This window comes from Mycobacterium sp. SMC-15 (assembly GCF_045310925.1).
In the GTDB taxonomy this organism is placed as follows: domain Bacteria; phylum Actinomycetota; class Actinomycetes; order Mycobacteriales; family Mycobacteriaceae; genus Mycobacterium.
The window spans coordinates 1-25,937 of sequence record NZ_JBJIAJ010000005.1 but is presented as its reverse complement, the minus strand read 5'-3'; the positions used below and the strand labels follow the sequence as shown (position 1 = coordinate 25,937).

Annotated in this window: 26 protein-coding genes; 13 read left to right on the top strand and 13 right to left on the bottom strand. The window is 68.1% G+C overall.

From position 1 onward, the window contains the following. Window positions 1-125 precede the first annotated feature (125 nt). Both ACJH71_RS08865 and ACJH71_RS08860 read left to right on the top strand, forming a co-directional pair. Window positions 126-425 (top strand): GlsB/YeaQ/YmgE family stress response membrane protein, encoded by a 300-nt coding sequence (locus ACJH71_RS08865; protein ID WP_046285240.1) that lies wholly within the window; start codon window positions 126-128, stop codon window positions 423-425. Window positions 426-435: 10 nt separating this feature from the next. Beyond that, complete coding sequence (locus ACJH71_RS08860) at window positions 436-717, top strand: hypothetical protein (RefSeq protein WP_406757919.1); 282 nt, start codon at window positions 436-438, stop codon at window positions 715-717. 38 nt (window positions 718-755) lie between these two features. On the opposite strand, the gene ACJH71_RS08855 is transcribed toward ACJH71_RS08860, so the two are convergent. From ACJH71_RS08855 to ACJH71_RS08845, 3 genes are all read right to left on the bottom strand, one after another. After that, window positions 756-1,763, bottom strand: a complete 1,008-nt coding sequence (locus ACJH71_RS08855) for a PE-PPE domain-containing protein (RefSeq protein WP_406757658.1) — start codon at window positions 1,761-1,763, stop codon at window positions 756-758. Window positions 1,764-1,904: 141 nt separating this feature from the next. Continuing rightward, window positions 1,905-2,897, bottom strand: coding sequence for a PE-PPE domain-containing protein (locus tag ACJH71_RS08850; RefSeq protein ID WP_406757657.1), 993 nt, complete (start codon window positions 2,895-2,897; stop codon window positions 1,905-1,907). 22 nt (window positions 2,898-2,919) lie between these two features. Beyond that, window positions 2,920-3,231 carry a DUF732 domain-containing protein gene (locus tag ACJH71_RS08845; RefSeq protein ID WP_406757656.1) on the bottom strand — a complete coding sequence of 104 codons (312 nt, stop codon included), beginning with the start codon at window positions 3,229-3,231 and terminating at the stop codon, window positions 2,920-2,922. 73 nt (window positions 3,232-3,304) lie between these two features. Here ACJH71_RS08845 and ACJH71_RS08840 point away from each other — a divergent pair, with 73 nt between their 5' ends. Continuing rightward, on the top strand, window positions 3,305-3,907 hold the full coding sequence (locus ACJH71_RS08840) for a class I SAM-dependent methyltransferase (RefSeq protein ID WP_406757655.1): 603 nt from the start codon (window positions 3,305-3,307) through the stop codon (window positions 3,905-3,907). Further along, a complete protein-coding gene (locus ACJH71_RS08835) occupies window positions 3,904-4,089 on the top strand; it encodes a hypothetical protein (protein WP_406757654.1) in 186 nt (61 codons plus the stop codon). The genes ACJH71_RS08840 and ACJH71_RS08835 overlap by 4 nt, the downstream gene beginning before the upstream one ends. 110 nt (window positions 4,090-4,199) lie before the next feature. Here the strand turns inward: ACJH71_RS08835 and ACJH71_RS08830 are convergent, their stop codons facing one another. Next, complete coding sequence (locus ACJH71_RS08830; protein WP_406757653.1) at window positions 4,200-4,490, bottom strand: WhiB family transcriptional regulator; 291 nt, start codon at window positions 4,488-4,490, stop codon at window positions 4,200-4,202. 257 nt (window positions 4,491-4,747) lie between these two features. On the opposite strand from ACJH71_RS08830, the gene ACJH71_RS08825 reads away from it, so the two are divergent. Continuing rightward, a complete protein-coding gene (locus ACJH71_RS08825) occupies window positions 4,748-5,530 on the top strand; it encodes a hypothetical protein (protein WP_406757652.1) in 783 nt (260 codons plus the stop codon). Window positions 5,531-5,537: 7 nt separating this feature from the next. On the opposite strand, the gene ACJH71_RS08820 is transcribed toward ACJH71_RS08825, so the two are convergent. Then, complete coding sequence (locus ACJH71_RS08820; protein ID WP_024440345.1) at window positions 5,538-5,942, bottom strand: DUF5319 domain-containing protein; 405 nt, start codon at window positions 5,940-5,942, stop codon at window positions 5,538-5,540. Window positions 5,943-6,128: 186 nt separating this feature from the next. Here ACJH71_RS08820 and guaB point away from each other — a divergent pair, with 186 nt between their 5' ends. The 3 genes from guaB to ACJH71_RS08805 all read left to right on the top strand — a co-directional run bounded on the left by guaB (window position 6,129) and on the right by ACJH71_RS08805 (window position 10,652). Further along, window positions 6,129-7,673 carry an IMP dehydrogenase gene (gene guaB, locus ACJH71_RS08815; RefSeq protein WP_406757918.1) on the top strand — a complete coding sequence of 515 codons (1,545 nt, stop codon included), beginning with the start codon at window positions 6,129-6,131 and terminating at the stop codon, window positions 7,671-7,673. A 66-nt stretch (window positions 7,674-7,739) separates the two neighbouring features. Beyond that, the gene (locus ACJH71_RS08810) at window positions 7,740-8,879 is read left to right on the top strand and encodes a GuaB3 family IMP dehydrogenase-related protein (RefSeq protein ID WP_406757917.1); all 1,140 of its coding nucleotides are present in this window, start codon (window positions 7,740-7,742) and stop codon (window positions 8,877-8,879) included. Between the two features lie 63 nt (window positions 8,880-8,942). After that, a complete protein-coding gene (locus ACJH71_RS08805; RefSeq protein WP_406757651.1) occupies window positions 8,943-10,652 on the top strand; it encodes a GMC oxidoreductase in 1,710 nt (569 codons plus the stop codon). 69 nt (window positions 10,653-10,721) lie between these two features. Here the strand turns inward: ACJH71_RS08805 and ACJH71_RS08800 are convergent, their stop codons facing one another. Together ACJH71_RS08800 and ACJH71_RS08795 are read right to left on the bottom strand one after the other, a co-directional pair. Beyond that, window positions 10,722-13,082 (bottom strand): glycoside hydrolase family 65 protein, encoded by a 2,361-nt coding sequence (locus tag ACJH71_RS08800; protein ID WP_406757650.1) that lies wholly within the window; start codon window positions 13,080-13,082, stop codon window positions 10,722-10,724. Between the two features lie 10 nt (window positions 13,083-13,092). Continuing rightward, window positions 13,093-13,869 carry a beta-phosphoglucomutase family hydrolase gene (locus ACJH71_RS08795; RefSeq protein ID WP_406757649.1) on the bottom strand — a complete coding sequence of 259 codons (777 nt, stop codon included), beginning with the start codon at window positions 13,867-13,869 and terminating at the stop codon, window positions 13,093-13,095. Window positions 13,870-13,915: 46 nt separating this feature from the next. Between ACJH71_RS08795 and guaA the strand changes: the two genes are divergently transcribed. After that, a complete protein-coding gene (gene guaA, locus ACJH71_RS08790; protein ID WP_406757648.1) occupies window positions 13,916-15,469 on the top strand; it encodes a glutamine-hydrolyzing GMP synthase in 1,554 nt (517 codons plus the stop codon). A 5-nt stretch (window positions 15,470-15,474) separates the two neighbouring features. Continuing rightward, on the top strand, window positions 15,475-16,386 hold the full coding sequence (locus tag ACJH71_RS08785; RefSeq protein ID WP_406757647.1) for a phytanoyl-CoA dioxygenase family protein: 912 nt from the start codon (window positions 15,475-15,477) through the stop codon (window positions 16,384-16,386). A 21-nt stretch (window positions 16,387-16,407) separates the two neighbouring features. Here ACJH71_RS08785 and ACJH71_RS08780 read toward each other — a convergent pair whose 3' ends face one another. Continuing rightward, complete coding sequence (locus ACJH71_RS08780; protein WP_406757646.1) at window positions 16,408-17,010, bottom strand: TetR/AcrR family transcriptional regulator; 603 nt, start codon at window positions 17,008-17,010, stop codon at window positions 16,408-16,410. Further along, window positions 16,988-17,842 (bottom strand): oxygenase MpaB family protein, encoded by an 855-nt coding sequence (locus tag ACJH71_RS08775; RefSeq protein ID WP_406757645.1) that lies wholly within the window; start codon window positions 17,840-17,842, stop codon window positions 16,988-16,990. The genes ACJH71_RS08780 and ACJH71_RS08775 overlap by 23 nt, the downstream gene beginning before the upstream one ends. Before the next feature lie 195 nt (window positions 17,843-18,037). On the opposite strand from ACJH71_RS08775, the gene ACJH71_RS08770 reads away from it, so the two are divergent. Both ACJH71_RS08770 and ACJH71_RS08765 read left to right on the top strand, forming a co-directional pair. Further along, window positions 18,038-18,751, top strand: coding sequence for a hypothetical protein (locus ACJH71_RS08770; RefSeq protein WP_406757644.1), 714 nt, complete (start codon window positions 18,038-18,040; stop codon window positions 18,749-18,751). An 11-nt stretch (window positions 18,752-18,762) separates the two neighbouring features. After that, on the top strand, window positions 18,763-20,358 hold the full coding sequence (locus ACJH71_RS08765; protein ID WP_406757643.1) for a DNA polymerase Y family protein: 1,596 nt from the start codon (window positions 18,763-18,765) through the stop codon (window positions 20,356-20,358). 75 nt (window positions 20,359-20,433) lie between these two features. Here the strand turns inward: ACJH71_RS08765 and ACJH71_RS08760 are convergent, their stop codons facing one another. Genes ACJH71_RS08760 through ACJH71_RS08745 form a run of 4 tightly spaced genes read right to left on the bottom strand, consistent with a single transcriptional unit; the run spans window position 20,434 to window position 24,854 of the window. Next, window positions 20,434-21,399: a nucleoside hydrolase gene (locus tag ACJH71_RS08760; RefSeq protein WP_406757642.1), complete on the bottom strand. Its 966-nt coding sequence runs from the start codon at window positions 21,397-21,399 to the stop codon at window positions 20,434-20,436. 10 nt (window positions 21,400-21,409) lie between these two features. Beyond that, window positions 21,410-23,428, bottom strand: coding sequence for an SDR family oxidoreductase (locus ACJH71_RS08755; RefSeq protein ID WP_406757641.1), 2,019 nt, complete (start codon window positions 23,426-23,428; stop codon window positions 21,410-21,412). 31 nt (window positions 23,429-23,459) lie between these two features. Next, window positions 23,460-24,125: a TMEM175 family protein gene (locus tag ACJH71_RS08750; RefSeq protein ID WP_406757640.1), complete on the bottom strand. Its 666-nt coding sequence runs from the start codon at window positions 24,123-24,125 to the stop codon at window positions 23,460-23,462. A 12-nt stretch (window positions 24,126-24,137) separates the two neighbouring features. After that, window positions 24,138-24,854, bottom strand: coding sequence for a histidine phosphatase family protein (locus tag ACJH71_RS08745; protein ID WP_406757639.1), 717 nt, complete (start codon window positions 24,852-24,854; stop codon window positions 24,138-24,140). Between the two features lie 87 nt (window positions 24,855-24,941). On the opposite strand from ACJH71_RS08745, the gene ACJH71_RS08740 reads away from it, so the two are divergent. After that, window positions 24,942-25,811, top strand: coding sequence for a MaoC/PaaZ C-terminal domain-containing protein (locus ACJH71_RS08740; RefSeq protein WP_406757638.1), 870 nt, complete (start codon window positions 24,942-24,944; stop codon window positions 25,809-25,811). Window positions 25,812-25,937 lie beyond the last annotated feature (126 nt).

Genomic DNA, 25,937 nt, shown 5'->3' with positions numbered 1-25,937 from the left:
TATCAATTCATTTTCCGGTCCAATGGTGAACAGCAGCGATGGGTGATTGGCCGCCGCGAAGAACGGGTATGAATCCTCCGCGACGCTGACCGGGCGGCGCTAAAGGTGTCGAAAAGGAGATCACCATGAACGCAGTGGCGGCCACCGAATTCCTGGCCCGTTCCACAACGTTGACCAGTGTGGGGTGGATCGGCTACATCGTGATCGGCGCTATTGCCGGCTGGATCGCGGGTATGGCCATGAAGACCAAATATGGTCTGCTCGCCGACGTAGTCGTGGGTGTCGTCGGAGCGTTGATCGGTGGGTTCCTGCTCAGCTTCGTCGTCGACACGGCGAGCGGCGGCTGGTGGTTCACCCTGTTCACCGCAATTTTGGGCGCGATCATCCTGCTCTGGTTGCTGCGCCTGTTCGGGCGCGAGGCATAGGGGAGTGGCGATGATGAAAAACGTTGCGTTTGCTGCCTTTGCGCTGGGCGTGCTGATTTCCAGCGGCTGTTCGGCCTCACAGGTGATCAACACCGGCGGCGACACGAAGTGCAAGGACTTCGTCGACCAGGACGAGAAGAAGCAGGACGACGAAATCACCAAGATGCTCAAGGACAAAAGCGGTGCCGACCCATCGAATCTGGAGATCTCGGCGACCCGTCTGTCGGTGTCTACCTACTGCAAGACGTTGGGAAAGCCGGAGAGCAAGATATCTGAGGCGCCGCACGGCTGAGGGCACTGTGCAGTTCGAGCGGATAAAACCGGCTGAGTTCAGTACGAGTTGGTGAACAGCAGCACCAGCGAGTCCCACACGCTCTGGAGCGGATCGCTGGTGGCGACCCCGTTGAACAACAGCGCGTTGAGCCAGGCGTCGAAGCCGTTGATGTCGTCGTCGTTGATGTTGACGTAGGTCAGCAGGCCATCGGTGATGGTGGTGGCGTCGGCGATCTGCTCCGGGGTCAGACCCAAGTACTCCACGTGTGGGCCGAAGATGTTCAGCAGTGCGCCCCACAGGCCGTTTTCGGCGTAGGAGTCCACGAAGTTGGCCACGGGGTCGGTGGGCAGGCTGTAAATGGTGGTGGGGTACAGGTCATTCGGTGTAGAGCTGCCGATGCTGTCATCCATACCGGTGAAGCTGAGGAAGGCGTCGGTGAACTTGGCGCCCAGCGTCGCGTCCATGGCGGCTTCCAGGTGCTGCCAGACGCCGTCTGGGTTGGAGGGGTTGCCGATGAATACGAAATGCAGTGCATCGCTGGGGATTCCGTACGCCGCGAGTTGGGCCATGGCCATGGACCCGGCGGTGGCGCTCTGCGAGTAGCCGAAGATGGTCAGCGGGTGGTCGGCGTCGAATGCGCCTGGGTTTGCGTCGAATTCCTTCTCCACGGCCAGGACGAGCGCTGTTGCGTCGGCAAGGCTGCTCTGCTGGAACAGCTCGGGGGTCGTCAGCACCTGCAGGGGGGCGCTGCACGGGTCGGTACCGTCCATGTGGCAGACCATCGAGCCGGTCGAGCCGCCGTTGAAGCCCAGCGCGTTGAGGTAGAGCTCTTCTGCGGAGCGGGCGTACTCCGGCGACGGCGTCGGCTGGCCGGTTCCGCCGAGGATCAGTGCGGTCTGGCTGCCCGCCAGCGGACCGGTGGTGGCCAGCAGGGCCGCCTCGGCGAGCAGGGCCCCGGCGGGTGGGATGAGCGCTGCGCCGGACGCAGCGAGAACCATGCTGACAGTGGCCAGGCGGCCGACAGTGTCAGCACCACTGCCCCTGCGCAGTGTCACCTGAGCCATGAGAACCCCCCGCCGTGTATGGCATATGAATATCACATTCTCATTTTTGAAGTCTAGGGTTCTCGTGCCGCCGAAGCGCCCCCAAGCGGTGCTGCCAATGTGTTGGAGAAAAGCCGCCGGCGTCACCGGGGGGGGGGGGGCTCAGAAGAAGTCGTTGAAGAACAGCTGCAGAGAATCCCACAGGCTGTCGAAGATGCCGCTGTTGGCGGCCCCGCCGTTGAAAACCGCGTTGATCCAGGCGTCGAGGCCGTTGATGTCGGTGTCGGAAATATCGACGTAGGTCAGGCTGCCGTCGACTGTGATGGTGGCGTCGGCGACCTGCTCCGGCGTCAGTCCGAGATACCACACGTGCGGGCCCAAGACATCCAGCAGCGCACCCCACAGGCCTTCGGCGGCGTAGACGGCGGCGAAGTTGGAGACCGGGTCGCCGGGCAGGCCGTAAATGGTGGCCGAATACAGATCATTGGGTGTCTCGACGCCCAGGACATCGGTCATGCCGAAAAGGTTGAGCAGATAGGCCGTCAGGTCAGGGCCGAGCAGCGCTTCCACGGCCGCTTCCAGGTGTTGCCAGATGCCGGTCGGGGTGGAGGGGTCGCCGATGAACACGAAGTGCAGAGCGTCGCTGGGAATGCCGGCCTCGGCCAGTCGAGTCATGGCGATCGACTCGGCGGTGGCGCTTTGTGAGTAGCCGAAGATCGTCAGAGGGTGCTCGGCGTCGAAAGCGCCTGGGTTGGCGTTGAATTGGTTCTCGACGGCGAGAACGATCGCCGAGGCTGCCGTGAGACTGCTGGGGCCCTGCTGGATCAGTTCGGGCGTCGTCAGCACCTGTAGCGGGGCACTGCACGGGTCGGTGCCGTCCATGTAGCAGACCGTCGATCCGGTTGAACCACCGTTGAAGCCCAGCGGGTTCAGAAACAGGTTCTCGGCGGACCGCGCGAATTCGGGCGAGGGCGTCGGTTGAGTGGTTCCGCCGAGGATGAGCGCCGTCTGGCTGCCCGCCAGTGGACCGATGGCAGACAGCAGAGTGGCCGCGGCGTGGACGACCGGTTGGCTGGTTGCGACACCGGCCGCCACCAGGCCGACGGCGACGACGTGAGCAACTGCGCTTTTGCCCGCTCTGCCTTGCGATGTCATCGCATGCACGACTTCGCGGGTCTCAGAGCGTATCGGGGCACAGGTGATGCTGCGCGGCGTTGATCAGCATGCGCCCCTTGTCGACGTCGTTCGGGCTCACCTGGGCCAGCGTCTGTTCGGGCTTCTCACCCAGATGCAGCCTGTTGCACGCCATCCAGCCGTTCGCCACGACCACACCGTCGGGCAGTTGGGCGTCCCCGATGCTCAGCCCCGGGAACCCATTGGCCCGCAGTTCATTGAGGAAACCTTGCTCATCGGCGCTCGCCGTGGGCGCGCCGATGAAACCGATGGCGAACCCGGCCGCGATGGTTCCGAACAGAAGCTGCTTCTTCACGTTGCTCCCCCTTGTACTCCGCGTAACGGTTGTGTTGGGAAGCGTATGGCGTCGGCGCCAGGCGAGTCGGGTAATGACCGAAACCGCGGCGGTAGGTTTGCAAGGTGAAGTCCGAGTGGATCGCGGCGAACCGCGCCAACTGGAACGACCGGGCCACGATCCACGCCGGCGCGTGACGGAACGGGATATCAGGTACAGCAATTCATCGATGACCGGTCGCTGCTGTCCGACGCTGGCCCGCCTCGGTGCCACGGTCACCGGACTCGATTTCTCGGAAGAATCCGTCCGCGAGGCGCGGACGTTGGCCGCCGAGACAGGCGACGCCGTGACCTACGTGCAGGCGGACGTCCACGACGCACCAAAAGTTCTGCCGCGTAACAGCTTCGACCTCGTCTACACCGGGATCGGAGCGTTGTGCTGGCTGCCGCGCATTGCCGCTTGGGCTGACGCGGTCTCGGCACTGCTTGCACCGGGCGGGTCTCTCGTCATGCGCGAAGCGCATCCCATCCTGCTATCGACGGACGAATCCCTGGGTGACGATGTGCACTTGAGATATCCGTACTTCGAACACGACGAGCCGGTGCAGTGGGATGACGACCAAAGCTACGTTCCGACGAGTGGGCCGTCGCGGCGACGAGAACCTACGAGTGGAACCACTCCCTGGGTGAGATCGTGACCGCGTTGATCGCCAGCGGATTGCGCATCGACCTTCTCGTCGAGCACGACACCGCGCCGTGGGAAGCGCTTCCCGGTCAGATGACGCGCCGTGAAGGTAGCGAATGGGCCCTGGCCGAGCGATCTGGCGTGATGCCACTGAGCTTCACGATCAGGGCCACCAGACCTGCCGACCAGGCGTAACGGTCCGCGGGTTCGACACCGGGTAGGGTGAACAGCCCCCGGGAAACCGGGGGCTGCTCAGGTACCCACTGGGCCGCGGATGTGACGCCGCCGGCCCGGTCGGGAAGTAATTAGCCGCTGGGGCGCAGGTTGCAGCGCAGGGCGGCGTGCCGCTCGGCTTCGGACATACCGCCCCAGATGCCATAGGGCTCACCTACCGCGAGCGCGTGCGTCCGGCACTGTTCCAGCACCGGGCAACTGCGGCACCACTGCTTGGCGTTCTGTTCACGCTGTGCGCGGGCGCGACCGCGCTCGCCGTCGGGCGGGAAGAACACCGATGAGTCGACACCTCGACATGCTCCCCGGAGCTGCCAATCCCATACGTCCGCGTTGCGCCCGGGCAATTGCTCAACCTGTGGCATGGGAACCCCTCTCAAAACGCTGTTCGGGCCGGACCTTTGGGATGCGGCTTGTCGAGCGGTGTCTCAGGTGGTGCGCGTAAAACAGCGCCGGCTGTCTTCCGGCGCCGAGGGGACGGTAACTAAATGATCTGAAGTAAAACCAACGCGATGGTTAAGAAAGGCTGGCCTAAAAGGGTGGAGTTTCCGTGAGAGTGGATGTTATTCCGCATTCTGTGGAGTGGTTATGCGTAGGCCGTACCGCGTAACGTCGCGCAGCGATGATCGAGGACCCAAATGCAGTCTTGGCGGCCGCCGCGTTCGGCGATGAGCCCGGCCGCTGGCCCCTGCCGAAGGCGACCAATCCGCGGCAGCGGTGGCTGCGCGCCGTCGCGGCCGGGGGGCAGGGGCGCTACGCCAGCGCCGCCGCCGATCTGGCGGCGTTGCTGCGCGAGGCGCCGGCCGGCCCGCTGGTGTCCCTGGCCTACAGCACCCGGGGCTCGTTTCTGCGCCAGCTCGGCGGGCACGTTCTGGCCCGCGGTGTGGACGGCCGGGCGCTGGCGCTGGCCGGTGACGATTATGTGGCCCGCGCCGACGCGTTGGTCGGGTTGGCCGCCGACGCCCTGGGAGTCGGGCGTTTCGCGGCGTCGGCGGCACTGCTGGGCCGAGTCGAGCCGGAGCCGTCCACCGCGCAGGCGCGCCTGGCGGTCCGCCGGCATTGGGTGACCGCAGAACTGGCGATGGTCACCGGCGACGGAGCCACCGCGGTGCGCCATGCCGAGCAGGCGTGCGAGCTCGCGAGCGACGTCATGGTGCGGCACCGGGTGAAAAGTCAGGTGGTGCTGGCCGGCGCGCTGTGCTGCGCGGGAAATCTCGACCGGGCGCGCGTGGTGGCCGAGGCAGCGCTGCTGGACACCGACCGGCTGGGGTTGATTCCGTTGCGATGGGCGCTGGCATGCATGTTGGCCGATATCGGCAGTAATACTCGGACGGCTGAAGAGTTACGCGGCCTGCGCGAGGACGCCGCGGAGCTGGTGCGCCACCGCGGTGGTTACTGGTATTGAGCCCTGATCAGCGGTAACCGTCGGCTTCCGAGGTCGCCCCGTTGAGCGACGCATCGGCATAGCCGCGGCAGTAATCCCACGTCACGTAGCTGTCCGGCTCTGGGTCGTAGGCCGGCTCGTGCGGGCGGACGGTGCCGTCGATGAGCAGCTGCAGCAGGTTGGCGCGCAGCATGTCCCAGTCGTGGTAGTGGTCCTGCTGGCAGTCGTCACAGCACACCACCAGGCCGCGAATTCCCCTGTGCGCCAGTAACGCTTCGTAGACCGCCAGATCCGCGAGGTCGGCCTCGACCGCGGTCCGTTCCTGCGGGTCCAGTGGCTGGCCCGGTTCGACGGCGTCCAGTGCGGCGGACGGGTCATGCGGATCGTCGGCGAACGGGTCGGGTGGCAAACCGGGTGGCAGGTGGTCACGCACGCCCATCAGGGTACGCAGTCGCCATGACAGAACGCCAGCGGTGGGCCGTGGGACGCCGTCGGGGGTCAAGGGTGGTGGCGGGCGAAAGCGCTCGCGGGACGCTATTAGGATGGACTTCTCACCCCGGCTTTGTAGTGGAGGCTCCCAGATGGCCGTTGGTTGTCCAAAACAGAGGTCAGCGCTCCGATGACCGGTGCCATGGGCCCGCAAGATGATGTGGTGTACGCCGATGGTGCGGTCGGTGGACAGTCCCCCAAGATCGCCATGCTGGGGCTGACCTTCGACGATGTCCTGCTGCTTCCGGCTGCGTCCGACGTGGTGCCGGCTACCGCCGACACCGCCAGTCGGCTCACGCGCAACATCACGCTCAAGGTGCCGCTGGTCAGTTCCGCGATGGACACCGTCACCGAGGCACGGATGGCGATCGCGATGGCCCGCGCCGGTGGCATGGGCGTCCTGCACCGCAACCTGCCCGTCACCGAGCAGGCCGGCCAGGTCGAGACCGTCAAGCGGTCCGAGGCGGGCATGGTCACCGACCCGGTCACCTGTACACCGGAGAACACCCTGGCCGAGGTGGATGCGATGTGCGCCCGCTTCCGGATCTCCGGGCTGCCGGTCGTCGACAAGAACGGCTCCCTTGTCGGCATCATCACCAACCGCGACATGCGGTTCGAGGTCGACGAGAACAAGCCGGTCGCCGAGGTGATGACCAAGACGCCGCTGATCACCGCGCAAGAAGGTGTCTCCGCCGACGCCGCGCTGGGCCTGCTGCGCCGGCACAAGATCGAGAAACTGCCGATCGTCGACGGCCACGGCAAGCTGACCGGGCTGATCACCGTCAAGGACTTCGTCAAGACCGAGCAGCACCCGCTGGCCACCAAGGACAGCGACGGCCGGCTGCTGGTCGGGGCCGCGGTGGGCGTCGGCGACGACGCCTGGGTACGGGCGATGACGCTGGTGGACGCCGGGGTGGACGTGCTGATCGTGGATACCGCGCACGCCCACAACCGCGGGGTGCTGGACATGGTCGGCAAGCTCAAAGCCGAAGTGGGGGAGCGCGTCGAGGTGGTCGGTGGCAACGTCGCCACCCGAAGCGGAGCTGCCGCGCTGGTCGAGGCCGGCGCTGACGCGGTGAAGGTCGGGGTGGGCCCCGGCTCGATCTGCACCACCCGGGTGGTCGCCGGGGTGGGCGCGCCGCAGATCACCGCCATCATGGAGGCCGTTGCCGTCTGCGCACCGGCCGGTGTACCGGTGATCGCCGACGGTGGCTTGCAGTACTCCGGAGACATCGCCAAGGCGCTGGCCGCCGGCGCGTCCACGACGATGCTCGGCTCGCTGTTGGCCGGCACCGCCGAGTCGCCCGGCGAGCTGATCTTCGTCAACGGCAAGCAGTTCAAGAGCTACCGCGGGATGGGTTCGCTGGGAGCCATGCAGGGCCGCGGCGGAGCTAAGTCCTACTCCAAGGACCGCTACTTCCAGGACGACGCACTCTCCGAGGACAAGCTGGTGCCCGAGGGCATCGAGGGCCGGGTGCCGTTCCGGGGCCCGTTGAGCACGGTCATCCACCAGCTCACCGGCGGGCTGCGGGCGGCGATGGGCTACACCGGTTCGGCCACCATCGAGGCGCTGCAGCAGGCACAATTCGTACGGATCACCGCCGCGGGCTTGAAGGAAAGCCACCCGCACGACATCACCATGACTGTCGAAGCGCCTAACTACTACGTGCGTTAAGCAGGCGTTCGTCCGGCGTATTCTCGCGCAGCGAAACAGAAACGAGGCTGACCCGTCATGCGTGACATGGTTGAGATCGGCATGGGCCGCACCGCCCGTCGCACCTATGAGCTCGACGACATCAACATCGTGCCGTCTCGGCGTACTCGCTCATCCAAGGACGTGTCGACGGCCTGGCAGCTGGATGCCTACCGGTTCGAGATGCCGGTGCTGTCTCATCCCACCGACGCGCTGGTCTCCCCGGAGTTCGCGATCGAGTTGGGCCGGCTCGGCGGGCTGGGGGTGCTCAACGGCGAGGGGCTGATCGGCCGGCATGCCGACGTCGAAGCCAAGATCGCTCAAGTCACCGAGGCCGCTGCCAAGGAGCCGGAGCCGTCGGCGGCAATCCGGCTGCTGCAGCAGTTGCATGCCGCGCCGTTGAACCCCGAGCTGCTCGGCGCCGCGGTGGCGCGCATCAGTGACGCCGGAGTGACGACCGCGGTCCGGGTCAGCCCGCAGAACGCCGCGGCGCTGACCCCGGCGCTGGTGGCCGCCGGTGTCGACCTGCTGGTCATCCAGGGCACCATCATCTCCGCCGAGCGGGTTGCCGTGGACCGTGACGGGGCCGGGGAACCGCTCAACTTGAAGACCTTCATCTCCGAGCTCGACATCCCGGTGGTGGCCGGTGGGGTGATCGACCACCGCACCGCGCTGCATCTGATGCGGACCGGTGCGGCCGGGGTGATCGTCGGCTACGGCTCCACCTCCGGGGTGACCACCTCCGATGAGGTGCTGGGCATCTCGGTGCCGATGGCGACCGCGATCGCCGATGCGGCCGCCGCGCGTCGCGAGTACCTCGACGAGACCGGCGGGCGCTACGTGCACGTGCTGGCCGACGGTGACATCCACACGTCCGGGGACCTGGCGAAGGCGATCGCGTGCGGTGCCGACGCGGTGGTGCTGGGCACGCCGCTGGCGGCCGCGGCCGAGGCGCAGGGCGACGGCTGGTACTGGCCGTCGGCTGCCGCCCACCCGTCCCTGCCGCGCGGCGCGCTGATGCAGGTCGCCTACGGGGAGCGTCCCAGCCTGGCGCAGGTGCTCGAAGGCCCCTCTGACGACCCGTTCGGCGCGCTGAACCTGGTCGGCGGGCTGCGCCGGTCGATGGCCAAGGCCGGCTACTGCGATCTCAAGGAATTCCAGAAGGTCGGCCTGACCGTCGGTTCCTGAGCCTGGCAGGTAAGGGCAGCCTATCTAGCAAGTTACCGGTGAGTACGGTCATACTTGCTGGCTATGGAGCCTGACTACGACGTCCTGATCATCGGCTCGGGTTTCGGTGGCAGCGTGAGTGCGTTGCGGCTGACCGAGAAGGGCTATCGGGTCGGTGTGCTGGAAGCGGGTCGCCGATACGCCGACAAGGATTTCGCCAAGAACTCCTGGCATCTGCGCGAATTTCTGTGGGCGCCGAAGCTGGGTTGCTACGGCATCCAGCGCATCCACCTGCTCAACAACGTCATGGTGCTGGCCGGCGCCGGGGTCGGCGGCGGGTCGTTGAACTACGCCAACACGCTCTATGTGCCGCCGGAGCCGTTCTTCGCCGACAAGCAGTGGGCGCACATCACCGACTGGCACGCCGAGTTGATGCCGCACTACGACCAGGCAAAGCGGATGCTCGGCGTGGTCAAGAACCCGACGTTCACCGACGCGGATCGCATCGTCAAGCAGGTCGCCGACGACATGGGGGTCGGCGACACGTTCGTGGCCACCCCGGTCGGGGTGTTCTTCGGTGAGGACGGGGCTCAGGCGCCGGGCAAGACCGTGGCCGACCCGTTCTTCGGCGGGGTGGGCCCGAAGCGCACCGGGTGCATCGAGTGCGGCGAATGCATGACGGGCTGCCGCTGGGGCGCCAAGAACACCTTGGTGAAGAACTACCTGTATCTGGCGGAATCGAATGGTGCGCAGGTACATCCGATGACGACCGTGACGGCCTTCGAGCAGGGCGCCGACGGGTTGTGGCAGGTGACGACGGTGCGAACCGGCCTGCGTGCGCGCCGGCACCGCAAGACCTTCACCGCCCGGCACCTGATCCTGGCGGCCGGCACCTACAACACCCAGCGGCTGCTGTTCAAGATGCGCGACAAGGGAAAGCTGCCCAAGCTGTCGGACAACCTGGGCGTGCTGACCCGCACCAACTCCGAATCGATCGTGGGTGCGGCGACATTGAACGTCAACCCGGACCTGGACCTGACCCACGGCGTGGCGATCACCTCCTCGATTCACCCCACCGCTGACACCCACGTCGAACCGGTGCGCTACGGCAAGGGCTCCAACGCCATGGGGCTGTTGCAGACCCTGATGACCGATGGCACCGGGCCGAGCGGTACCGATGTGCCGCGCTGGAAGCAACTGCTGAACCAGGGCCGTGAAGACCCCCGCAACATTCTGCGGCTGCTGAACCCCAAGGACTGGAGCGAGCGCACCGTGATCGCCCTGGTCATGCAGCACCTGGACAACTCGATCACCACCTTCACCAAACGCGGCAAGCTGGGCTTGCGCCGCTACACCAGCAAGCAGGGCCACGGCGAGCCGAACCCGAGCTGGATCCCGGTCGGCAACGAGGTCACCCGCCGCATCGCCGCCAAGATCGACGGCGTCGCCGGCGGCACTTGGGGTGAGTTGTTCAACATCCCGCTCACCGCGCACTTCTTGGGCGGGGCGGCGATCGGGGACAGCCCCGAGCACGGTGTCATCGATCCCTACCAGCGGGTGTACGGCTACCCGACCCTGGCGGTGATGGACGGCGCGGCGGTCTCGGCCAACCTCGGCGTCAACCCGTCGCTGTCGATCACCGCGCAGGCCGAGCGGGCCGCGTCGCTGTGGCCCAACAAGGGCGAGGACGATCTGCGGCCGGCCCAGGGCGAGGTCTACCGGCGGCTGGACCCGATCGCGCCGAAGAACCCCGCGGTGCCCGACAGCGCCTTCGGTGCGCTGCGCTGGAAGTAGTGATTTCGGCGCGGTAATTCCCGCTGAGCGGGCGCAACCGCGCCGAAACCGCGGGGCTATTGCACGGGTTTACCGCGCGACCTCCCGCCGGTGCTGCGGCTCGCGCCCCGGCGGCTGGGTGGGGGTGGGCAGCAACGGTTCACGCCGACGGGCCGGCAGCGTCGTCGGGGACTGCGTGCTCAGCTCGATGTCCTCGCCGGCATGGTTGATCGTCAGCCGACCGTCGGGGCCATCGCGCAGCGTGTAGGTGACCTCGCTGTGGTTGGCGTCGACCGTCACCCGAAATCCCCGCCAGCGCAACCCGAACCGTAGCCGTGAGATCCCGTCCGGCAGTGCGGGGTCCAGCGACAGTACGCCGGCGTCGTCACGCAGGCCGCCGAACCCGGCGACCAGGGCGAGCCAGGTCCCGGCCAGCGACGCCATATGCAGGCCGTCGCGGGTGTTGTCGTGCAGATCGCGCAGGTCGACGAACGCGGTCTCGTAGGTGTAATCGTGGGCCAACTCCAGGTGCCCCACCTCGGCGCACATCACCGCTTGGGTGCACGCCGACAGCGACGAGTCGCGCACCGTGCGCCGCTCGTAATAGTCGACGTTGCGGGCCTTCTGCTCGTCGGTGAACGCGTGGCTGCGCCACTGCATGGCCAGCAGCAGATCGGCCTGCTTGACTACCTGCGCCGGATACAGCCGCACATAGGGTTCGTTGAGCAGCAGCGGGTAGGTGTTGCGGGTGTCGAAGTCCCATTCCGCGGCCGTGGTGAAGCCGTCGCACTGGGGATGCACCCCGAGTTCCTCGTCATAGGGGATGTGCGCCGCGTCGGCCGCGTCCCGCCAGCCGGCCATCTCCTCGGTGGTGACCCCCAGTTCGTGGGCGGCGTCGGGGTGGCGGGCGCACGCCTCGGCGGCGGTGCGCAGATTGTGGGCGGCCATCAGGTTGGTGAACACGTTGTCCCGGACGATCGCGGTGTATTCGTCGGGGCCGGTCACCCCGTACAGGTGCCACACTCCGTGCCGGTCGTGGTGCCCGAGCGAGCGCCAGAGCCGCGCGGTTTCGATCAGCACCGCCAGCCCGCATTCCTGCTCCACCGTGGGGTCGCCGGTGACCACCCGGTACTGCTCGAACGCCGCTGCGATGTCGGCGTTGATGTGCCAGGCGGCGGTGCCCGCCGGCCAGTACCCGGAGCACTCCTGGCCACGGATCGTCCGCCACGGGAAGGCCGCGCCGGACAGCCCCAGCTCGGTGGCTCGCCCGCGCGCGAGATCGAGCGTTGTCGCCCGCCAGCGCAGCGCGTCCGCCGCGGCGTACGGAGCGGTGTAGATCAGCACCGGCAGAATGAAACTCTCGCTGTCCCAAAAGGTATGGCCGTCATACCCGGTGCCGGTCAGGCCCTTGCTGGGGATGGCGCGGCGTTCGGCGCGGGCGCTGGCCTGCAGCAGGTGGAACAGTGCGAAGCGGATCGCCTGCTGGCAGTCCGGGTCGCCGTGGACCTCGACGTCCGCGCCGTCCCAGAACTCGTCGAGGTAGGCCCGCTGGGCGTCGACCAGCCCCTGCCAGCCGCTGTAGCGGGCACCGGTCAGCGCCGCGATGGCCTGATCGCGCAGCGCGGGCCGAGACCGCTCACTGGACCAGCCGTAGGCCAGGTACTTGACGATGCGCAGTTTTTGCCCCGGGCGCAGACCGCACACCACGGTGGTCGCCGCCACGTCGGGAATCGTCATCGTGGTGACCTGGACGCGCCCCGGTACCTCGACTTCGTGATCCATGGCCGCGGCCATCATCAGTTCGCTGGTGCGGGTTCGATGCACCAGCACCGCACCGGTGTTGGTGTTCTCGCATTCGACGGCCTCCAGGGGGTTCTCCAGGATCGCCGCCACTCGCGGGTCGGTGGAGGTCGGGGGTTGGTCCTCATTGGCGACCAGCTCGGATTGCACTGTCACACGGACGAATTCGTCGATCGCCTCGACGACGTATTCGATGGCCGCGACGCTGCGGTGAGCCAGCGAAACCAGTCGGGTGGAATGCACCTTGACCTGTTTTTTCGCTGGTGAGCGCCAGTGGATGTGGCGGGACAGGGTGCCCGCCCGCAGATCGAGGATGCGCTCGTGGTCGATCAGCTCGCCGTAGCGGACATCCAGCGGTTCGTCGTCGACCATCAACCGGATGATCTTGCCGTTGGTGACGTCGACGACGGTCTGCCCGGCCTGCGGGTAACCGAATCCGGACTCGGCGTGCGGCAGCGGCCGCACCTCGTAGAACGAGTTCAGGTAGGTGCCGGGCAGGCCGTGCGGTTCGCCCTCGTCGAGGTTGCCGCGCAGACCGATGTGTCCGTTGGACAGGGCGAACAGGGACTCGGTCTGCCCGAGCAGATCCAGGTCGAGGTGGGTTTCGCGGATCTGCCACGGTTCTATCGGAAAGTAATCCTCGGAGATCATCGGCCCGCTTTCACATCAGTTCCGCTAGATCGGTGACGACGACGTCGGCGCCGTGGCTCAGTAGGTCGTCGCGCTGGCCCACCCGGTCGACGCCCACCACGAAGCCGAACCCGCCGGCTCGACCGGCCGCCACCCCCGACAGCGCGTCCTCGAACACCGCGGATGCGGCGGGGGCGACACCGAGCAGCTGCGCGGCCCGCAGGAACGAGTCCGGCGCGGGCTTTCCCGCGATGTGTTCAGTGCGCAGCGTCACGCCGTCGACCCGTTCGCCGATGAAGCGCTCCAGGCCGGTGAGCGCCAGCACTGTACCGGCGTTGGCGCTGGCCGACACCACCGCGGTGGCCAGGCCGGCATCGGTGACCGCCGCCAGGTAGCGCCGGGACCCTTCGAACACCTCCACCCCGTCGGCCTGCAACGTCACCCGGAACGCCTCGTTCTTGCGGTTGCCCAGGCCGTGCACGGTTTCGGCGTCGGGCGGGTCGTCATCGGTGCCGTCGGGAAGGGTGATGCCGCGGCTGGCCAGAAACGCGCGCACTCCATCGTCGCGTTTGCGGCCGTCGACGAAGCGCCGGTAATCACCTTCGGGGTCGAACGGCACGAACGGCTCGGCGGTGCGTTCGGCACGTGCCGACAGGTAGGCGTCGAACATGGATTTCCAGGCGCGGGTGTGCACGCTTGCGGTGTCGGTAAGCACTCCATCGAGGTCGAACAGGCAGGCACGCACCGTTTCGGGCAGACCCAGCACGTGTTCTCCCTCCGGCGATCCGGTGTGCCTCCACTTCACCATGCCCGCCGTCGGCTCGGCTGACTTTTGCCGCCACTACACTCTTTGCGTGTCATCACCATCTTCTCGCCCCGTGTTGGTCATCGACTTCGGCGCGCAGTACGCCCAATTGATCGCCCGCCGGGTTCGGGAGGCGCGGGTGTTCTCCGAGGTCCTCCCGCACACCGCGACCGTCGAAGAGATCGCCGCGCGCGATCCGCTGGCGGTCGTGCTGTCCGGCGGACCGGCCAGCGTCTACGCCGAGGGCGCCCCCCAGCTCGATCCGGCGCTGTTTGACCTCGATATTCCGGTGTTCGGCATCTGTTATGGCTTTCAGGCCATGGCGGCCGCGCTGGGCGGCACCGTCGAGCACACCGGGACCAGTGAGTATGGCCGCACCGAACTGACGGTGACCGGCGGGGAACTGCACGCGGGTCTGCCGGGCACTCAGCCGGTATGGATGAGCCACGGCGACGCGGTGACCGCCGCGCCGGACGGGTTCACCGTGGTGGCCGGTACCGCGGGTGCTCCGGTGGCCGCGTTCGAGAACCGTGCCCGCCGACTGGCCGGGGTGCAGTACCACCCCGAGGTGCTGCACACCCCGTACGGGCAGCGGGTGCTCAGCCGGTTCCTGCATGAGTTCGCCGGCATCGACGCGGCCTGGACGCCCGCCAACATCGCCGATGCGCTGATCGAGCAGGTGCGCGAACAGATCGGCGACGGCCACGCCATCTGCGGACTGTCCGGCGGGGTGGACTCCGCGGTGGCCGCGGCGCTGGTGCAGCGCGCCATCGGCGACCGGCTGACGTGTGTCTTCGTCGACCATGGGTTGTTGCGTGCCGGGGAACGCGAGCAGGTGCAGAACGACTTCGTCTCCGCCACCGGGGCCAAGCTGGTCACCGTGGATGCCGAAGCGGTGTTCCTCGACGCGCTGTCGGGGGTGTCCGATCCCGAAGGCAAGCGAAAGATCATCGGGCGCCAGTTCATCCGGGCGTTTGAGGGTGCGGTGCGAGACACCTTGGGAGACCACGATGTCGAGTTTCTGGTCCAGGGCACGCTGTATCCGGACGTGGTGGAATCCGGCGGGGGCACCGGCACCGCGAACATCAAGAGTCATCACAACGTCGGCGGGCTGCCCGACGACCTGAAGTTCAGCCTCGTCGAGCCGCTGCGGCTGCTGTTCAAAGACGAGGTGCGCGCGGTCGGACGCGAGTTGGGACTGCCGGAGGAGATCGTTGCGCGCCAACCGTTCCCGGGTCCCGGGCTGGGCATCCGGATCGTCGGCGAGGTCACCGGACCGCGGCTGGCGACGCTGCGGGCGGCCGACGCGATCGCCCGCGAGGAGTTGACCGCCGCCGGCCTGGACCACCAGATCTGGCAGTGCCCGGTGGTGCTGCTGGCCGATGTCCGTTCGGTAGGGGTGCAGGGCGACGGCCGCACCTACGGCCATCCGATCGTGCTGCGGCCGGTGTCCAGCGAGGACGCCATGACCGCCGACTGGACTCGGGTGCCCTACGAGGTGCTGGAGCGGATCTCAACCCGGATAACCAATGAGGTTCCCGAGGTCAACCGCGTAGTGTTGGACGTCACCAGCAAACCCCCCGGCACTATTGAGTGGGAGTAGCCACGATGATTGCTGCGCTTTCGGCTGCCGACGCCCAGCGTCGCGAGTTCTGGGCGCAGCTGTGCCCGGGAATGTCGATAGAAGCCGGGGGCGCCCGCCCGTCCGCTGCGGTCGGCGAGCTCGACACCCAGCTGGCCAACCTGAAGCGCGAGGGCTACGTCCAGGTCCCCGACGCGCTGCCGGAGGCGGCCATCGCGCCCATTCGCGCGGGGGTGTCGACGCTGTTCCAGCAAGGGATCCCACTGGCTTTCGCCTTCGTCTACGACGAGCTGTGGCTGGCTTTCCAGGGGCTTTCGGAGTTTCTCACCAGCGTGATGGGCGAGGGGTATCAGGCGTTGCCCGACTTCTGGGTCTGGCACGTCAATCCCAGCGATAACGCCGTGGGCTGGGGCCCGCACCGCGACCGGGTGATCGGGACGCTTGACGACGACAACTCGCCGCGGACGTTGACTGTGTGGCTTCCGTTCAGCGATGCCAACCCGCTGAACGGATGCATGTACGTGCTGCCCGCCCATCTCGACGATCGTTTCGTCCAGCGTCGATGGGACGGGCCGGACAACACCGTGGTCCGCAATGTGCAGGACGTTCGGGCGTTGCCCGCCACGGCCGGCACAATGTTCGCCTGGAATCAGGCAGTGCTGCACTGGGGCGGGCGCGGCAGCCGGCTCGGGGCCGCGCCGCGGATCAGCGCGGCTTTTGAGTTTCAGCGCTCCGACTGCGCGCCGTTCAACACACCGTTGCTGGATCCGGGCCGTATGCCGACGTTCACCGAGCGGCTTGGGTTGATCGGCAAACAGGTTCTGCAATATCGCCACATGTATCCGCTGGCCAGCGATGTCGAGGCCGTCGCGACCTTGCTGGCGGAGCGCTACATGCCCGAGGTGGCCGCCTCGATGGGGGTCGGTGCGGCTCGCTGACCGAGGGGGTTTTGAACTGCCCTACACCGGCATTGCGCGCAGCGCCAGGGGAAGGCTGGGCAGAAAATGCACGGTCGCGAACGCGCGGATGTCCTCGGCGGAATCCAGCGGTTCGCGCGACGGCAATAACAGGGCCAGCGCCGCGTATCGCAGGATGGTGTCGGCCAGTTCGGTGACGACCTGCGGGCCGATGCGTTCGGCGAACCCGGCCGGGAAGATCACCCGTAGCGCTTCGGACATCCGGTCCACGATCGCGTCGTAGTGCTGTCGGCCCAGTTCCAGGGCCAGTGCCGGCTCGTCGGTGATCATCCGGTTGAGCACCCGATGCCGGCGAAACTGCATGATCGCCGAGGTGAACGCCTCGACATAGTAATTCGACTGGGCGCCAGAGCTTTTCAGCTCGGCCGCGATCTCGTCGTAGAGTGCGGCATTCTCCCGGTCGATGACCGCGGCGACCAGCTCATCGCGGCCGGCGAACCGGCGGTAGATGGTGGTGCGGCTGACCTTGGCGCGGCGAGCGACGTCGTCGAGTGCGACCCGCCGGAAGCCATGCTGCTCGAACTCGACGACCGCGGCATCGAGGATGGCGGTGGTCGCCGAGTCAGTCCCGGGTGTAGCCGGCATAGGCGAATTGGTTGTAGCGCAGTCGCATCGGCAAATGATCCCATGCCCAGTTGACCGGCCGCGACCGACAGGCCGCGGCGAACCGCTGATAGCGACGCTCTTGTCGAGCACTCCACGGCAGGCCCAGTTGGGCACGGGTGCTCGGCGGCATACCGCCGGTGGTGAGAAACGCCGCGAGCGGATTGAAGACCACCGAGATCGCCCGCCACAGTGCCGGCGGCATCCCCTTGGGGCAGGGGAAGCCCTTGGTGACATAGCCGACGCCGTACTTGGCGGTCGGGTGGTCGACGAGAACCTTGTCCAGCATCTGATTCCAGTAGCGCTCGAACTCGGCGTAGTCGGCCGGCATCGCCCGATCGCTGACACCGTAGCGGCGATACCAGGTCTTCGATTCGAGGTAGATCCGCTCCTTGTCGGCGGGGGTCAGCCGCTTGACGAAGGTGTCGGCGAAGTACAGCACCTGCTCGACGAAGGTGGCGTGCGCCCAGAAGTAGGTCTCGGGATCCAGGGCGTGATACCGACTTCCGTCGGGCATCGTCCCCTTGATGTTGTGGTGGAAGTCGCGGACCTGCTGGCCGGGGTTGTCGGACTCGGCGCCGTAGACGGTCATGAAGATCGGCGGCAGGGAACGCTTGATGCGGGCGGCGGTGTCGGTGAAGAACACCGAGTGATCCAGCACGCCCTGGCCGAGTTCGGCGAGCATGTTCTGCAGCACCGCGGGCCGCGGCCCGATCAAGAACATTCGGTTGTCGCCGAAGTAGCGCCACACCAGGGATTGCGGCCCCAGCGGCAGGGCGTCGGTAGCCGCGTCGGACTCCACGGATCGGGTCATGCGGAACAGTGTTACATATTTTGAACTATGTACCAACCCTGGCGGCCGGTGGCCTTGGCGGCGGTGCTGATGGGGCGCGCGAGGCCGTTGATGCGCCGCCGGGAGATCCGGCTTGACGGTTGTCGGTGGGGGAGTGTTCACTCGGGTCAATCGAACATAGTTTCGAACATATTCGAGTGTTTCCCGGAGGCGATCATGACGGCGGCAGTGGACTTGGGGCAACGTCATAGCTCCGGAGAAAATCGCGCCGACCAGCTGGAACAGCTGCGTCGGCAGATGGCGGCGGTGGCGGGCAAGGTGGGTGCGGGCCGGCGGGGGGCCGGGCCGTCGGCTGCGACCTCTTCGGCGGCCCCGGCCGCCGACTCGGTGCTGCCGGTCCCGTCGCTGCTGGCCGAGGTGCTGCCCGTCGGACTGCCGCGCGGCACGGTGGCAGTGCTCTCGGGGGCCCGCTCGTTGATGCTGAGCATGGTGGCCGCGGTGACGGCGGCCGGGGGTAACGCGGCCATCGTCGGTCAGCCGGACCTCGGGCTGCTGGCCGCATCCGAGATGGGCGCCGACCTGAGCCGGCTCGCGGTGATTCCCGACCCGGGCAACGACCCGGTGGAGGTGGCTGCGGTGCTGATGGACGGCATGGATCTGGTGGTGCTCGGACTGGGCGGCCGATCGGTGCCGCCGGCGCGCACCCGGGTTGTGCTGGCCCGCGCCCGCCAGCGGGGCTGTGCCCTGCTGGTCTCCGGCGGCACCTGGCAGGGCACGGCGCTGCAGCTGGACGCTCGGGTGAGCGGCTACGAGACCATAGGTGACAAGATGACGGGCTGCGGCGCCATCGCCGGGTTCGGCCGGATCGGCGCGGTGCGGCTCGAGGTGCGGGCCGCCGGACGCGTGGCCGGGCGAACCAAGGCCGGGTAGCGAGTCCTCTCATGGCCGACTCTCGAGTACTGGCGCTGTGGTGCATGGACTGGCCCGCGGTTGCCGCGGCGGCCGCGGCGGGGTTGCCGGCCACCGCGCCGATTGCGGTCACCCTCGCCAACCGGGTGATCGCCTGCTCGGCGGGCGCCCGTGCGGCGGGGGTGCGGCGCGGGCTGCGGCGCCGAGAAGCGGCGGCGCGCTGTCCGGCACTGCACGTGGTGGCCGCCGACACCGATCGTGATGCCCGGCTGTTCGAGCCGGTTCTGGCTGCGGTCGACGAACTGATGCCGGCTGCCGAGGTGTTGCGGCCCGGACTGCTGGTGGTGTCGGTGCGCGGCGCGGTACGGGCCTTCGGCTCCGAGGAGCAAGCCGCCGAACGTCTCGTCGACGCAGTAGCCGCGACCGACGTCGAATGCCAGGTCGGGATCGCCGACGGGCTCTCCACCGCGGTGCTTGCCGCGCGTGCCGGCGCCGTGGTGCCGCCTCGGGGAGACGCCCGGTTCCTGTCGGCACTGTCGATCCGTCAGCTGGCCGCCGAGCCCAGTCTGTCCGGGCCGGGGCGTGACGGCCTGGTCGATTTGTTGTGGCGCTTGGGTATTCGGACCATCGGGCAATTCGCGGCGCTACCCCGCCCGGATGTTACTTCGCGGTTCGGCCCCGACGCGCTCACCGCGCACCGGTTCGCTCGCGCCGAGCGCGAACGCGGGCCGTCCGGGCGGGAACCCACGCCGGATCTCGAGGCCGTGCTGCACTGTGATCCGCCGATCGACCGGGTCGACGCCGCGGCGTTCGCCGGCCGCTCGCTGGCCGGGGTGCTGCACCGGACGCTGATGGCCGCCGGGGTCGGCTGCACCCGGCTGGCCATTCACGCCGTCACCGACACCGGGGAAGAGCTGACCCGGGTGTGGCGGTGCGCCGAGCCGTTGACCGAGGACGCCACCGCGGATCGGGTGCGTTGGCAGCTGGATGGCTGGCTGAACAGCCGCGTCGGCTCCGACCGGCCGACCGGTCCGGTGACGCTGTTGCGACTGGAGCCGGTGGAGGTGCTCTCGGCTACCGAGGCGCTGCAGTTGCCGCTGTGGGGTGGCCTCGGGGAGGAGGACCGGCTGCGTGCCCGCCGTGCCCTGGTACGGGTGCAGGGCCTGCTCGGCCCCGAAGCGGTGCGGGTGCCGGTGCTCTCCGGCGGCCGCGGTCCCGCAGAGCGCATCACCTTGACCCCGCTGGGGGATGAGCCGGTGCCGCTGGCCGACCCACGCCAGCCGTGGCCCGGCCGGCTCCCCGAGCCGTCGCCGGCGGTACTGCTCGACGACCCGGTGGAACTGCTTGACGCCGAACGCAATCCGATCCGGGTAACGGGCCGGGGATTCTTCTCCGCCGACCCGGCGTGGCTGGTCGCCCGGGGCCGCGACGACCGGCTGCGCTGGTGGGCCGGCCCCTGGCCGGTCGACGAACGGTGGTGGGACCCGCAGCGGGAGGGGCCGGGCTCCGGGCGCACCGCCCGGGTTCAGGCGCTGCTGGAGGACTCGCCGGGAAGTGCGGCACCCGGGCAGGCGCTGCTGCTGTGCTACCGGCTGCGGCGGTGGTATCTGGAGGGGGTGTACGAGTGAACCAGGTCAATTGCCCGATCGGCGTCCCCGCGCCGAACGTGCACTCAGGACGAGAATTCGGCTCCGAGATCGCCCTCAGTACACGTTCGGTGGGAGAGCGCCGGCGAATGCGCTGACCCGTTGCACGAACCGGTCGAAGAACGCCGCCGGGTCGACGCCCACCCCGATCAGCGCGTTGGGCTGTGCGGCATCCCAGTCGGGGATCGTCCTCCCGCGCGTGTCTCCGGGCGCAAGCTCGACCCGTACCGCGGCCGGGCGGGTCGTCACCAGCGTGGGTTCCAGCGCGACCGCCGCGGCCAGCGGGTCGTGCAGATACGCCAGATAGCCGTAGCCGCGCGCCTCGTGTGCCTCGAAATAGAACCGCAGCGCGTCGTTGAGCATCCGAACCGCCGGGTTGCCGGCCGGTGCGGCCAGCCGTGCCAGGATCGCCGGCGTAATCGCGATGTGCCGGGTCAGATCCAGACCGCACACGATCGGGAGCCGTTGCGGCGCAACTGCTCCCCACGCCGTGAACACCTGCGCGGCCGCCTCCGGATCGAATCCGATGTTGAACTCGGCCCAGCCGGACCGTTCGCCGGAGAACGCGCCGCCCATGATCACCAGCCGACGCAGCAGTGTGGGCAGTGCGGGTTCGGTCCGCAGTGCCAATGCCAGGTTGGTCAGCGGGCCGGTGGCCAACCCGATCAGCTGCCCCGGGTGTTCCCGTGCGGCGGCGACCCAGGCCGCGGCGGCGTCGTATCCGGTGAGCTGTCCGGTGCCGGGCGGCAACTCGGCGTACCCCAGCCCCTGCGGCCCGTGGATGTTCTCCGCGGTGTGGACCGGGCCGTTCAGCGGCACCTCGGCGCCCCGCGACACCGGGACTCCGGTCGTCCCGCACAGTTCCAACAACGCCAGATTGTTGCGGCAGACCTGCTGCACCGCAACGTTTCCGCCGGTCGACGCGATCCCGACAAGTTCGGCATCCGGGCTGGCCAGCAGGTACACCAGCGCGACCGCGTCGTCGACGCCGGTGTCGAAGTCGGCGAAGACGGGCAGCGTCACGAGCGCAGGCTCACCAGTGCACGCCCGGAACCAACCGCACCGCCCGCTTGACCGGGCGAGGCACCCGCACCCGCGGGATCGCCCGCGACGGCCGCTTCGGTCGGCGTCGAGTCGGGTGCGCCGCAACGGCTTCGGCCGGTGCCACGCCGCGGGCGGCGGCCGAGTCCGGATAGCCCAGATAAAGCTGGTGCAGGATCCGGCGTGACAGTCGGGGTGTGAAGTAGTTGCCGGCCTGGCCCAGCGTGCCCGACGGGGTGTCGATCCGGTCCGGCTTCTCGACCAGGCCGCGCACCACCATGGCCGCCGCGTGTTCGGCGCTGATCGCCCCCATCGGCACCAGTTTTCCGGTCGGCGCGATCATCGGGGTGGCCACCAGCGGCATGTGGATGGTGGTGAACGTGATGTGGTCCGAAAGGGTTTCGGTCGACACCACGTCGGCGAACGCGTCCAGCGCCGCCTTGGTGGGCACGTACGCGCTGTACTTGGGGCTGTTCGCCTGTACCCCCACGCTGGAGACGTTGACGACATGCCCGAACCGGCGTTCCCGCCAGTGCGGCAGCAGCGCCAGCACCATGCGCACCGCTCCGAAGTAGTTGACCGCCATCGTGCGCTCGTAGTCGTGCAGCCGGTCGGTGGAGTTCACCACCGAGCGGCGGATCGACCGGCCGGCGTTGTTGACCAGGTAGTCGACGTGGCCGAATCGGCCCAGGATGTCCTTGACCGTGTGCTCGACCGACGCCGAATCGGTGACGTCGCAGCTGAACGCGTGGGCCTGTCCGCCGCCGGCGCGGATCTCGGCCACCAGCTCGTCGAGGGCGCCGGCGCTGCGGGCCAGCGCGAACACCGTGGCGCCGCGCTCGGCCACCGCGATCGCCGAGGCCCGGCCGATCCCGCTGGACGCCCCGGTGATGATGACGTGCCGCCCGACCAGGGGCCCGGCCGGATCGTCACGGCGGGCCCGGTCGGGATCCAGATGCTGCGTCCAATACCGCCACAGCGTCGGTGCGTAGTCGGCGAACTCGGGCAGTCGGACGTGGCCACCCAGCGCCGCGCGGGTGGCGTCGGCGACGAACGTCGGTCGCAGGTTCACCAGGTCGAGCACCTCGGCGGGAAGACCCAGCTGGGTGGCCATCATGTTGCGCCACACCCGGGCCCGTCCGCGGACGTTGAGCACCGGGGCCGCCACGGCCCCGGGCAGCGTGGCGCGCAGCGGCGGAAGCCCGGCCTCTCGAGCAACTGCCCGGTAGATGTCGGGCAGCCCGATGGAGCGCGGCGCGGTGAGGTGGAAGGTGCGCCCGTCATATCCGTCGGCGTGCATCAACTCGATCAGCGCATCGACGACGTAGTCGACCGGAACGACGTTGGTGCGTCCGGTGTCCGGCACCGCCATCGGGCTGAGCCGGGGCAGCGCCGCCAGCTTGGCCAGCAGCGGAAAGAAGTAGTACGGCCCGTCGACCTTGTCCATCTCGCCGGTGCGGGAATCGCCCACCACCACCGCCGGCCGGTATACCCGGTAGCGCAGTCCCGGTGCCGAGCGCACCAGCGCTTCGGCCTCGAACTTGGTCTGGTGATACGGGGTCGGCAGCTTCTGGCCGATGTCGAAGTCGTCTTCGGTGAACTCGCCGGCGAAGTCGCCGGCCACCGCGATCGACGACACATGCGACAAGGTGGCGTCGAGCCGTCGCGCCAGCCCGATCACCGCGCGAGTGCCCTCGACATTGGCTGCTTGCTGTTCGGCCGCACCGGCGGTGATGTCGTAGATGGCCGCACAGTGCAGCACGTGATCAATGTCGCCCAGTTCGGCGAGCACCGAGTCGGTCAACCCGAGGTTCTCTTCCGTCAGGTCGCCGACCAGCGGATTCACCCGCTCGTTCCACGCCTGTCCGTGCTGAGAGGCCAGGGCTTCGAAGCGGCCCAGCGACGCGCGGCGCACCAGCACCCACACCTGCGCATCGGGACTGTGCTCCAGAATTCGGGCCACCGCTCGCCGTCCAATAAACCCGGTACCGCCGGTAACGACATAACGCATGCGGTCATGGTGGTCGCTTGGCTCGGCTACGTCAATGGTGAGTTGGGTCTCGCCGTCCGATGCCCGGGATATTGAACGCGTAGAAGGCCGGCATCACGACGAAAACCGCCAGTGCGACCATCGGCGACCACAGCACGCCGATCGCGCCCGCCGCCAGGTAGGCGACGATCCCGGTGATCGACCGAAACCGTTGGGCGGCGAACACGCTCGGATCCGCGTCGTCGGCGGCCAGCCGGTCGGGGCACCGGCCGACTTGGTCGAACAGCAGCAGCCAACTGGCGCACATGGCCGCCAGAATGCCGGCGTACAGGGCCACGGCGGTACGGGCGTCGTGAGCATCGGCGCCGTCGATGAACGCGCGGGAGAGCACCGCGGTCGGAAACGGGATGAGCGCCGTGGTGCACAGCAGCGCGATGTTGGCCAGGTGTACGCCCTTGTTGACCTGTTTGATCGCGATGAACGCCTGGTGGTGGTTGAGCCAGATCACCGCGACGTAGCCGAACGACGCGAGGTAGCCGAGGTAGGCCGGCCACTGCCCGATCAGTCCCTCCAGCAGCTGACCGGGGGCGTGCTCGGGTGCCTTGAGGTCGAGCACCAGCAGGGTCACCGCGATCGCGAAGACGCCGTCGCTGAACGCCTCCACGCGTCCGGTGTCGGTCAAACCGGCCGGGGCATCGGAGCCGTCAGACGTGCTCATCGGCGCCTGAGGTCAGAATGCGCGAATCCCGTCCCAATCCAGCAGTTTCCAGCCGGTGGCCGGGTTGCCGGTGATCACCACCTTGCCGAGGTTGGGCAGTGGATGGTCGATCAACAGCTCATCGCGGGGGTTCTTGACATTCATCAGGGTCCACGTCGCGATCGATGCCCCGTGTGCGAACGCCACCGGGTTGGTGTCGCCGGAGTCATAGATCTGCTGGATCGCGGCGCCGAACTCGTCGTTGAACTGGTTGCCGTCGATCGAGCCGGGGATGGCCGCGGTCCGGTCACCGTGCAGCCATGCCTGCGGGGCAAGCCAATACGCCGAATTGGCCACCGATCGGGGCTTGTCGCCGAACCAACCGGCGCTGATCTCTCGCAGCCCGGGCAGGATCTGCACCTGCCGTCCGAGTTCGCGGGCCAACGGGGCGGCGGTCTGCTGAGTGCGCACCATCGACGAGGCGTAGACACCGTCGTGGTGGCCGCGGGAGAGCTGATCTGCGATTTCCTGAGCCTGGACGCGGCCCTTGTCGGTCAGTCCCGGGCCGGGCACCGACGTGTCGAGGATTCCGGCGGCGTTGGCTTCGGATTCCGCGTGCCGGACCAGCGTCAGGGTGATGTTGCGCGGGTGCGGTGTCCCCGAACAGCCGCTGAGCACTAGGACCGCGGCCAGCGCCGCCGCCAGCAGTGCGAACAGCGTGCCGGTGCGGTTCCAGATGTGCTTCCCCATGCCGACAGCCTGCCGTGTGGATGGCGCTGACGCGACCGGTTCTGCTGAAATGGTGGGGGCCCATTCGTCCCTGGTGAAGGAGAATCCGTGGCACTGGATCCGACGGCCATTGGCGCGACCGCTGACCCGATGCCGTTCGCATGGACCGAGCGCGACACCATGCTCTACGCGCTCGGGGTCGGCGCCGGAACAGCCGATCTGGCGTTCACCACCGAGAACAGTCATGACACCCCGCAGCAGGTGTTGCCCACCTACGCCGTCATCTGCTGCATGGGCTTTGCGGCCGTCGGCAAGATCGGCACGTTCAACCCGGCGCTGCTGCTGCACGGCTCCCAGGAAGTGCGACTGTTCGCGCCGCTGCCGCCCGCCGGAAGCCTGCAGGTGGTGGCCGAGGTGGCCGACATCCAGGACAAGGGCGAGGGCAAGAACGCCGTCGTGATGCTGCGGGCGCGCGGCACCGATTCGAAGACCTCCGAACTGGTCGTCGAGACGTTGACCACCCTGGTCATCCGCAAGGCCGGTGGCTTCGGCGGGGAACCCGGGCAACGGGCGGTCGCGCCGCAAATCCCCGACACGCAACCGGATTCACGCGTCGCGTACGCGACCCGGGAGGACCAGGCGCTGCTGTACCGGCTCTCCGGCGACCGCAATCCACTGCACAGCGACCCGTGGTTCGCCACCACGCTGGCCGGCTTCCCCAAGCCGATCCTGCACGGGCTGTGCACCTACGGTTTCGCCGGTCGTGCGCTGGTCGCCGAGCTTGGTGGCGGCGATGCCAGCCGAGTCAGCGCCATCTCGGCGCGGTTCACCGACCCGGTGTTCCCGGGGGAGACGCTGACCACCTCGATCTGGCGGACCGAGCCGGGCAAGGCGGTGTTCCGCACCGAGGCGGCCGGTCCCGACGGCGCCAACCCGCGGGTGGTGCTCGACGACGGCGCGGTGGAATACCAGGACTAACGGCCGCGCGCGAAGGTGCGCAGTTGTACGTCAAGCCGCGGCGTGTCGCGTGCAAACACTCAGTGTCAGTCTCGACGGTGCCGCGTTGCGGTGGTTGGGTTCTTCTCACCTGGTGCCTGGCTCTTG

Bases quoted from the DNA above. Each gene is read 5' to 3' on its own strand.
- ACJH71_RS08775 (WP_406757645.1), bottom strand. From the start codon at position 17,842: ATGACCCGATCCGTGGAGTCCGACGCGGCTACCGACGCCCTGCCGCTG.
- ACJH71_RS08805 (WP_406757651.1), top strand. From the start codon at position 8,943: ATGGAGCCTGACTACGACGTCCTGATCATCGGCTCGGGTTTCGGTGGC.
- ACJH71_RS08810 (WP_406757917.1), top strand. From the start codon at position 7,740: ATGGTTGAGATCGGCATGGGCCGCACCGCCCGTCGCACCTATGAGCTC.
- ACJH71_RS08785 (WP_406757647.1), top strand. From the start codon at position 15,475: ATGATTGCTGCGCTTTCGGCTGCCGACGCCCAGCGTCGCGAGTTCTGG.
- ACJH71_RS08830 (WP_406757653.1), bottom strand. From the start codon at position 4,490: ATGCCACAGGTTGAGCAATTGCCCGGGCGCAACGCGGACGTATGGGAT.
- ACJH71_RS08825 (WP_406757652.1), top strand. From the start codon at position 4,748: ATGATCGAGGACCCAAATGCAGTCTTGGCGGCCGCCGCGTTCGGCGAT.
- ACJH71_RS08855 (WP_406757658.1), bottom strand. From the start codon at position 1,763: ATGGCTCAGGTGACACTGCGCAGGGGCAGTGGTGCTGACACTGTCGGC.
- ACJH71_RS08750 (WP_406757640.1), bottom strand. From the start codon at position 24,125: ATGAGCACGTCTGACGGCTCCGATGCCCCGGCCGGTTTGACCGACACC.
- ACJH71_RS08795 (WP_406757649.1), bottom strand. From the start codon at position 13,869: ATGGTGAAGTGGAGGCACACCGGATCGCCGGAGGGAGAACACGTGCTG.
- ACJH71_RS08780 (WP_406757646.1), bottom strand. From the start codon at position 17,010: ATGCCGGCTACACCCGGGACTGACTCGGCGACCACCGCCATCCTCGAT.
- ACJH71_RS08770 (WP_406757644.1), top strand. From the start codon at position 18,038: ATGACGGCGGCAGTGGACTTGGGGCAACGTCATAGCTCCGGAGAAAAT.
- ACJH71_RS08745 (WP_406757639.1), bottom strand. From the start codon at position 24,854: ATGGGGAAGCACATCTGGAACCGCACCGGCACGCTGTTCGCACTGCTG.
- ACJH71_RS08840 (WP_406757655.1), top strand. From the start codon at position 3,305: ATGACCGAAACCGCGGCGGTAGGTTTGCAAGGTGAAGTCCGAGTGGAT.
- ACJH71_RS08860 (WP_406757919.1), top strand. From the start codon at position 436: ATGATGAAAAACGTTGCGTTTGCTGCCTTTGCGCTGGGCGTGCTGATT.
- ACJH71_RS08800 (WP_406757650.1), bottom strand. From the start codon at position 13,082: ATGATCTCCGAGGATTACTTTCCGATAGAACCGTGGCAGATCCGCGAA.
- ACJH71_RS08865 (WP_046285240.1), top strand. From the start codon at position 126: ATGAACGCAGTGGCGGCCACCGAATTCCTGGCCCGTTCCACAACGTTG.
- ACJH71_RS08850 (WP_406757657.1), bottom strand. From the start codon at position 2,897: ATGACATCGCAAGGCAGAGCGGGCAAAAGCGCAGTTGCTCACGTCGTC.
- ACJH71_RS08755 (WP_406757641.1), bottom strand. From the start codon at position 23,428: ATGCGTTATGTCGTTACCGGCGGTACCGGGTTTATTGGACGGCGAGCG.
- ACJH71_RS08765 (WP_406757643.1), top strand. From the start codon at position 18,763: ATGGCCGACTCTCGAGTACTGGCGCTGTGGTGCATGGACTGGCCCGCG.
- guaB (WP_406757918.1), top strand. From the start codon at position 6,129: ATGACCGGTGCCATGGGCCCGCAAGATGATGTGGTGTACGCCGATGGT.